The sequence below is a fragment of the Aeromonas sp. ZOR0001 genome (assembly GCF_000801015.1).
Taxonomy (GTDB): Bacteria; Pseudomonadota; Gammaproteobacteria; order Enterobacterales; family Aeromonadaceae; genus Aeromonas; species Aeromonas veronii.
The window spans coordinates 6,588-14,112 of the sequence record NZ_JRJY01000104.1; the positions used below are offsets into that span (position 1 = coordinate 6,588).

At 62.3% G+C, this 7,525-nt stretch carries 9 protein-coding genes; 4 read left to right on the top strand and 5 right to left on the bottom strand.

Annotation, left to right across the window (positions count from 1 at the left end):
* On the bottom strand, positions 1 to 377 hold a 377-nt coding region (locus L972_RS20970; protein ID WP_047438812.1), incomplete at its 3' end, for an SgrR family transcriptional regulator.
* A gap of 100 nt (positions 378 to 477) precedes the next feature.
* On the opposite strand from L972_RS20970, the gene L972_RS21455 reads away from it, so the two are divergent.
* From L972_RS21455 to L972_RS13420, 3 genes are all read left to right on the top strand, one after another.
* The gene (locus L972_RS21455) at positions 478 to 654 is read left to right on the top strand and encodes a glucose uptake inhibitor SgrT (protein ID WP_139714680.1); all 177 of its coding nucleotides are present in this window, start codon (positions 478 to 480) and stop codon (positions 652 to 654) included.
* A gap of 150 nt (positions 655 to 804) precedes the next feature.
* Positions 805 to 2,073: an O-acetylhomoserine aminocarboxypropyltransferase/cysteine synthase family protein gene (locus L972_RS13415; RefSeq protein WP_047438797.1), complete on the top strand. Its 1,269-nt coding sequence runs from the start codon at positions 805 to 807 to the stop codon at positions 2,071 to 2,073.
* 106 nt (positions 2,074 to 2,179) lie between these two features.
* On the top strand, positions 2,180 to 2,806 hold the full coding sequence (locus tag L972_RS13420; protein ID WP_047438799.1) for a glutathione S-transferase family protein: 627 nt from the start codon (positions 2,180 to 2,182) through the stop codon (positions 2,804 to 2,806).
* Positions 2,807 to 2,870: 64 nt separating this feature from the next.
* Here L972_RS13420 and L972_RS13425 read toward each other — a convergent pair whose 3' ends face one another.
* Both L972_RS13425 and L972_RS13430 read right to left on the bottom strand, forming a co-directional pair.
* Positions 2,871 to 3,770: a DMT family transporter gene (locus L972_RS13425; RefSeq protein WP_047438801.1), complete on the bottom strand. Its 900-nt coding sequence runs from the start codon at positions 3,768 to 3,770 to the stop codon at positions 2,871 to 2,873.
* A 137-nt stretch (positions 3,771 to 3,907) separates the two neighbouring features.
* Positions 3,908 to 4,348, bottom strand: coding sequence for a DUF2214 family protein (locus L972_RS13430; protein WP_047438803.1), 441 nt, complete (start codon positions 4,346 to 4,348; stop codon positions 3,908 to 3,910).
* A gap of 83 nt (positions 4,349 to 4,431) precedes the next feature.
* Here L972_RS13430 and L972_RS13435 point away from each other — a divergent pair, with 83 nt between their 5' ends.
* Complete coding sequence (locus tag L972_RS13435) at positions 4,432 to 6,066, top strand: sensor domain-containing diguanylate cyclase (RefSeq protein WP_047438804.1); 1,635 nt, start codon at positions 4,432 to 4,434, stop codon at positions 6,064 to 6,066.
* A gap of 125 nt (positions 6,067 to 6,191) precedes the next feature.
* Here the strand turns inward: L972_RS13435 and L972_RS13440 are convergent, their stop codons facing one another.
* On the bottom strand, positions 6,192 to 6,845 hold the full coding sequence (locus L972_RS13440; protein WP_047438806.1) for an HAD family hydrolase: 654 nt from the start codon (positions 6,843 to 6,845) through the stop codon (positions 6,192 to 6,194).
* Positions 6,846 to 6,884: 39 nt separating this feature from the next.
* The coding region (locus L972_RS13445; protein ID WP_047438808.1) for an ABC transporter ATP-binding protein at positions 6,885 to 7,525 on the bottom strand (641 nt) is incomplete at its 5' end.

Below are 7,525 nucleotides of genomic sequence, written 5' to 3' on the forward strand. Positions count from 1 at the left end.
GGCACCCGCAGGATCTGGCGCCCCTCGCGGGTGGCCTGACCGAGCTGTTCGATCAGCAACGGAGTGAGCAGATCGAGGCGATCTTCGGCCAGCCGTACCGCCTGCGCCAGCTGGCCCTGACTGAGCAGATCCCGCAAGCGGCGCCGGGTCAGGCTCTCCTGACTGTCGAGCAGGGTGAGCCGGGAGCGCCGCCCCCGCCCCGCTTCCGCCGACCAGCTGAGCCAGCCCTGATCCTGCATCCGCCGCAGCAGCAGGCGGGCGTTGCGCGGGGTGCAGCAGAGCAGATCCGCCACCTCGGCGAGGCTGATCTCCCGCTCATCGCTGCCAAGCAGCTGGGCAAGTCGTTGAAATTGCTGGTAGAGGCGACCGGTTGGCATAAAAGAGGAAATCCTGTTGCTGTAAGTCATCAGTTTTTACTTCCGCATTTTAGCTCAATACTGCTGATGAACGTGAGAACCACAGCAGAGGAGCACCATCATGAGCCACGCCAACCCCCTCAAACCGAACCGGATCCAGCAGACCTTGCGCCGTTACTTCAAGCGGATCCTGCCGCGCCCCTTGCCGCTCATCGAGGATCCCATGCAGCAGCTCAACCGCCTGATGCAGTGGGATATAAACCAGATCGATGACAAGGAGTATCGCCGTCGTCTCTGAGTGCGGGCCATGCCAACCACTCGGGACACGCATCCCCTGCAGGCGACATTGCTTTGCCGGATCTTGCTGTTTACATCGGCCACGGGCCTGATAGATTGGACGTCTATCCATCTATAACTGCGACAAGCAACATCCAACAAGGAGTGTGTGATGAAAGATGCGACCCTGGCCCTGCACCACGGCTTTTCCAACGACCCCACCACCAAGGCCGTCGCCGTGCCCATCTACCAGACGGTGGCCTACGAGTTCGAGAGCGCCCAGCACGGGGCGGATCTGTTCAATCTGGCGGTGCCGGGCAATATCTACACCCGCATCATGAACCCCACCAACGATGTGCTGGAGCAGCGGATGGCCGCGCTGGAAGGGGGGATCGCCGCGCTGGTGGTCTCGGCAGGTTCCGCCGCCATCACCTACGCCATTCAGGCGCTGACCGCCGCCGGTGACAACATCGTCTCCACGCCCCAGCTCTATGGCGGCACCTACACCCTGTTCGCCCACATGCTGCCGAGTTTCGGGGTTGAGGTGCGCTTTGCCAAGGATGACAGCGCCGAAGCCATCGCCGCCCTGATCGACGACAAGACCAAGGCGGTCTACTGCGAGAGCATCGGCAATCCGGCGGGCAACATCGTCGATCTGGCCGCGCTGGCCAAGGCAGCCCACGCCCGTGGCGTGCCGCTCATCGTCGACAACACGGTCGCCACCCCGGTGCTGTGCAAGCCCATCGAACACGGCGCCGACATCGTGGTCCACAGCCTGACCAAATATGTCGGCGGCCACGGCAACTCGCTGGGTGGCGTCATCGTCGACTCGGGCAAGTTCCCCTGGGCGGATCACGCCGAGCGCTTCCCACAGCTCACCAAACCCGAGCCCTCATACCACGGGGTGGTCTACACCGAGGCCTTTGGCCCCGCTGCCTTTATCGGGCGGGTGCGTACCGTGCCGCTGCGCAATACCGGCGCGGCGCTGGCGCCGATGAACGCCTTCCTGCTGCTGCAGGGGCTGGAGACCCTGAGCCTGCGCATGGAGCGCCACGTCGACAACGCCCTGCGGGTCGCCCATCACCTCAAGCATCACCCCAAAGTGGCCTGGGTCAGCTATGCCGGTCTGCCGGGTCATCCCCACTATCTGCTGGCGGAGAAGTACATGGCCGGTCGCCCCTCGGCCATCCTCTCGTTCGGTCTGAAGGATGGCTACGAGGCGAGCGTGCGTTTCTACGATGCGCTGAAGATCTTCAAGCGGCTGGTCAATATCGGCGACGCCAAGTCGCTGGCCTGCCACCCGGCCTCCACCACACATCGCCAGTTGAGCGAGGAGGAGCAGGCCAAGGCCGGGGTGAAACCGGAGATGATCCGGCTGTCGGTGGGGATCGAGGCGATCGAGGACATTCTGGCGGATCTGGATCAGGCGCTGGAGGCCTAAGTCGGGCGTTGAGCGAGCGGGCATCAGCCCGCTCTTTTTTTACTGCCAGTGAACCGCCCTCCTCACCCGCTCGTATACCCCATCCAGCCACCGAATCGAGGTCGTTATGATAGTCCTGCATCACCTGAACAAATCCCGCTCCCAACGCATCATCTGGCTGCTCGAAGAGCTGGGCCAGCCCTATGAGATCAAGGCGTATCAGCGCGATGCCGCCACCTTTCTGGCGCCGCCCGAGCTCAAGGCCATCCACCCTCTCGGCAAGTCGCCAGTCATCGAGTTCGACGGCCGGGTGCTGGCGGAATCGGGCGCCATCACCGAGTACCTGATCGCCCGCTACGCCGCCGATCGGCTGGCACCGGCACCAGATAGCCCCGACTATCCCGAATACCTGCAGTGGCTCCACTTTGCCGAGAGCTCCGGCATCCTGCCGCTGCTGCTCGACATGTTCGTGCGCAAGGATGGCAGCCCGATGCGCTTCCTGCCGGACTACGCCAAGGCGGAGTGTGCCAAGGTGCTGGGCTACCTCAATGAGGTACTGGCGAATCGCCACTATCTGGTGGGGGATCGCCTCTCCGGCGCCGACATCATGAACTCCTTCCTGGTGGATCTGCTGGCGCAAAGCGGCCAGCTAGCCCACTTCCCGCATCTGCAAGCCTACTGGCAGCGCCTCAATACCCATCCGGCCCGTCAGAAGGCGGTAGAGCTGGAGCGCGAGCTGGATCAGCGCCCCTGACCGAACAACCATCATGCAAAACGCCCCGACAGTCGGGGCGTTTTTGTTATGCAGCGAGCGCGGTTTACTTGGTCGCGGGCACCTTGTCCCGGCGCGACTTCCACCACCATCTCAAGCGGATCTGGGAGATAAGCATCCCCGCCAACATCAGGGCGCAACCGGCAATGGCGCGCTCATCCAGCGTCTCACCCAGCAGCAACACGCCCCCCACGGCGGCGAAGACGGTCTCCAGACTGAGGATGATGGCGGCGTGGGCCGGATGGGCACCCCGCTGCCCCACCACCTGCAGGGTATAACCCACCCCGACCGATACCAGCCCGGCGTAGAGCAGCGCCTGCCAACCGGCCACGGCACCAGCCACAGTCGGGGTTTCGATAACAAAAGCAGTGGCGAGGCTGAGCAGGCCGCAGACTACGAACTGCACTCCAGCGAGCTTGATGGGGGCAACCCGGTTGGAGTAGTGATCCACCAGCAGCAGATGCACAGCCCAGAACAGGGCACCAACTACCTGCAACAGATCGCCAAAGCCGATGGTGAACTCGTCGGTGACGCTCAACACATAGAGTCCCGTCAGAGCAATCAGGGCACCAATCCAGGTATTGAGGCCGCTCTTGTGGCGCAGCAGCAGCCCCAGTACCGGCACCAGAATGATGTAGAGCCCGGTGATAAAACCGGCCTTGGCGGCAGTGGTATAGAGCAGCCCCACCTGCTGCAGGGAGGCGGCACAGAACAGCACCAGCCCGGCCAGCACACCACCGATCAGCAGCTGGCGATGGTCACCCGCGACGGCAACAGGTTGTCGGGATTTGAGCCACCAGAGCAGCGGCAGCAGGGAGAGGGCGCCGAGCAGAAAGCGCAGGCCATTGAAGGTATAGGGCCCCATGTGCTCCATCCCGAGGCGCTGGGCGACAAAGCCCATACCCCAGATGGTGGCAGCCATCAGCAACATCAGATTGGAGCGCATGGCGATTCTTCCTTAAATCGGCGCGTGACGGGTTATCTGATCCAAGATACCCGCCTCCCTATCCTCTTGTCTCCACTCTTTGTCTTCGCTCTCGCTCTCAACGCTCTGCCTTGCACTGCTTTTGAGCACCGCGAGTGTTACAGCAGCGAGGACTTGGTGAACACGGCCAACAGGGCAATCAGTAGCAGATTGCCCCGCAGGATCCACACCACCCGGAAGTGCTGCTGGATGGAGATCATCGGCGCCTTGCCCAGACGCAGGGCGCGACGCCAGCGATAGAAGAGGCGGCTGGGATAAACGAGGGAGCCGACAATCAGCAGAAACAGCCCCATCTTGAGGCCGTGGGAAGGATGGGCAAAGATCTCTGCCACCGAGCTGGCATGCTCGAGGGCCAGCAGACACCCGGTCGCAAAGATGGAGAAGAGCGCCAGCGCCGCCACCCCATCTGCCAGCAGCAGGCGGCGCACTCGCAGCATGTTCAGGCCGCGCCGAAAGATCAGATACTCGACACAGAGGGCAAGGATCAGCACCGCTATGCTGCCATAATGAATCATTGAGAGCAGAGTGTGGTTCAGCATCGGAAACATCTCATTTTCTGCCTTTAGACGAGCCGCACAGCATCATATATGCTGGTGTCACCCGAGACGAAAAGGATCTGTTCATGTCCCCCGCCAAGCCCAAGAACACTTGGTCTTTGATCACCCGCATGCGGCTGGGCTTCCTCTTGCTCTTTATCCCTGTGTTGCTGCTCGGCAGCATCTACTACCTGCATATGGAGCGCACCCTGCGCCACGAGCAGCAACAATATCTGATTGCTCGCAACACCCAGTATTTCCATACCCTGATAGAACCCTATCTGGCGACCCTCAAACGCCAGTTTACGCTCATTTATCAGCAGGTAAATTATCGGGATTTCAGCGGTCCGGAGATCCGCAACGGCGAGCGCTACCTGCAACAGTGGCAGGCCTATCACAAGGTGATGGAGCTCGATTACGTCTACGTGGGCACCGAGCATCGCAAGATGCTGATCCACCCATCCTGGCAGGCCGACGAGAAGTTCGATCCCAGAACCCGCCCCTGGTATCTGCTGGCCGCCAGCCATCCCGGACAGATTGTCTGGACTGATCCTTATTACGACTACACCTTGGGCACTCTCACCATGGCGCTGGCCCGGGTAATTAAAGATCCTGACGGCAAGCGGGTTGGCGTACTCTCGCTGGATACCCAGCTCACCCCCCTCGCCAGCTGGCTAAACAGTCGGCATGCTCAGAGTCACCATCTGGGTAATGGCTATCAGCTCCTGCTCAACCATGACGGGCTGGTGCTGGCCCATCCGGATCGCGAACGGGTATTCAAACCCCTCGCCCACCCCGACTGGCTGGCCCGGATGCAACAGCCGCAGGGCTTTTTCCTCGATGATGCCAGCGGCCTGATGGTCTCCTACTACCGCATCCCCGAGCAGCGCTGGATCCTGCTCAGCGTCGAGCCGACTGCCAGCATGCAACAGGTGATCGACAGCGTCTCCATCAACGTGCAGCTGATGATTGCCGTTGCCTGCTTTTTCTATCTGCTGCTAGCCCTGCTTTGGGCCCGCTACTTCCGCCGCATGCTGGGGGAGATTACCCTGCTGATCCGCACCAGCCGCTCTGGCGGGACTGCCTATCATGGCAGCCGCATGCTGGAGCTGGCCAAGGTCTATGAAGAGATGGATGCCGCCAGTCAGGACTTTGCCCAGATCCGCCAGCAAGCCAATCAGGACAAACTCACCGGTCTCTACAACCGCCGCTTCTTCGACGAGTGCCTGCAGAAGCAGCTCAACAGTGGCGCCCCCTTCGGGGTGGTGATGTTCGATCTGGATGATTTCAAACGGGTCAACGATACCCACGGCCATCAGGCGGGGGATGTGGTGCTCAAGCGGGTAAGCAAGCTGGGCATGAATCTGTTCCACGAGTGGGGCTGGTTCTGCCGCTATGGCGGCGAGGAGCTGGTGCTCATCTTCCGTTACGGCGAAGAGCAGCCGATGCTTCCCTCCCTGCTGGAAGCGTTCCGGCTCGGGGTGGAGCAGCTGGAGTGGCGCGAACCCGATCTCACCATCACCATCAGCGGCGGGGTGGCTTTCAGCCGCTCCGGGCTCTCGGCCAAAGAGCTGGTGGAGCTGGCCGACAAGGGGGTCTATCAAGCCAAGCGGGAGGGGAAAAACCGTATCTGCTTCCCACTGCGCCATACCCCTCACCAGAGTGCCGAGGAGGGCGTTCCCGCCTTTGGCGAGACCCAGCAACAAACCAACGAGGGGTAGCCACCGCCGCCAGCATCAACCACAACGCTGTCCGCAAAAACAAAGCAAAGAGAGAGGCTCCAGCCTCTCTCTTTGCTTTGTTTTTCGTGCTTCTTGCCGCACGTTAAGCCAGTGTGGCGCGCGACTCAGCGCTGCCACTCCCACACCGGCCAGCCCAGCTCCTCGGCCTGCTGACGCAGCGCGGGGGCCGGATTGACCGCATGGGGATGGCTCACCGCCCGCAGCATGGGCAGATCGTTGTGGGAGTCGCTGTAGCCAAAGCTCCACTGCCAGAGGTGGTCCCTGCCGGCAAAGAGCTGGTTGATGCGGGCCACCTTGCCCTCGCGAAAGCTGAGAGTGCCGCGGGTCTGGCCGGTCAGCATCCCCTCCTCCTCATCGAGCAAAATGGCGACGCAGTGATCCATCCCCAGCATCTTCGCCATGGGGGCCACCAGATGCTCGCCGGAGGCGGAGATGAGCACCAGATCGTCGCCCCGCTCCCGATGCCATTCGATACGCGCCAACCCCTCGGGGTAGAGGCGCTCGCGCAGCACCTGCTCGGCAAAGCGGGTAGAGAGCGAGTCGAGCCACTGGCGCGTCTTGCCCGCCAGCGGTTGCAGGGTGAAGGCCATGTACTGGTGCATATCCATCTTGCCCTGATGGTAGAGGGACATCATGGCCTGCTCCTCCGCGATCATGCTGGCGGGGGCCAGCTCCTCGGCCACCATGTACTCCAGCCAGAGGCTGGCGGAATCCCCGGCAATCAGGGTCTCGTCCAGATCAAACAGTGCCAGTGCCATGGGCGCTCCTCGCAGTGAAAATGGAAATGAAATGCGGCCTCATGCTACCTCACAGAGTTGATCCCGGGCCACCGCCAGGGTCACGGCACTGCCGGTGGCCAGCAGATCGCCAGCCGAGCGGTTGAGGCAATCCACCGTCAACAGCCCCGCCTCGCACTCCACCTGATAGCGGATGACGTTGCCGAGCAGCTGTTGCTGGCGAACGATGCCGGGCAGGCTGGGTTCGCTGCTGGTCGCCCCGGCGGGCAGCAGGGTGATGGACTCAGGCCGCAGCGCCAGCTTGCCCTGAAAACGGGGGCCGAACAGCGACTTGCCCTGCTCTGCGCCAAGCAGGTTGTAGTTGCCGATAAAGCCCGCCACAAACTCGCTGGCGGGACGGGTATAGATCTCCTCCGGTGTACCGCTCTGGACGATGGATCCCTTGTTCATCAGGAAGATCCGATCCGACATGGTAAGCGCTTCCTCCTGATCGTGGGTCACGAAGATGGTGGTGAGTTCGAGCCGCTGCTGGATCTCGCGGATCTGCTGGCGCAGGCTGCGGCGGATGCGGGCATCCAGCGCCGAGAGCGGCTCGTCCAGCAGCAGGATCCGCGGCTGCACCACCAGCGCCCGGGCCAGCGCCACCCGCTGGCGCTGACCGCCGGAGAGCTCGGCCGGATAGCGGCGCTCGAAGCCGGTCA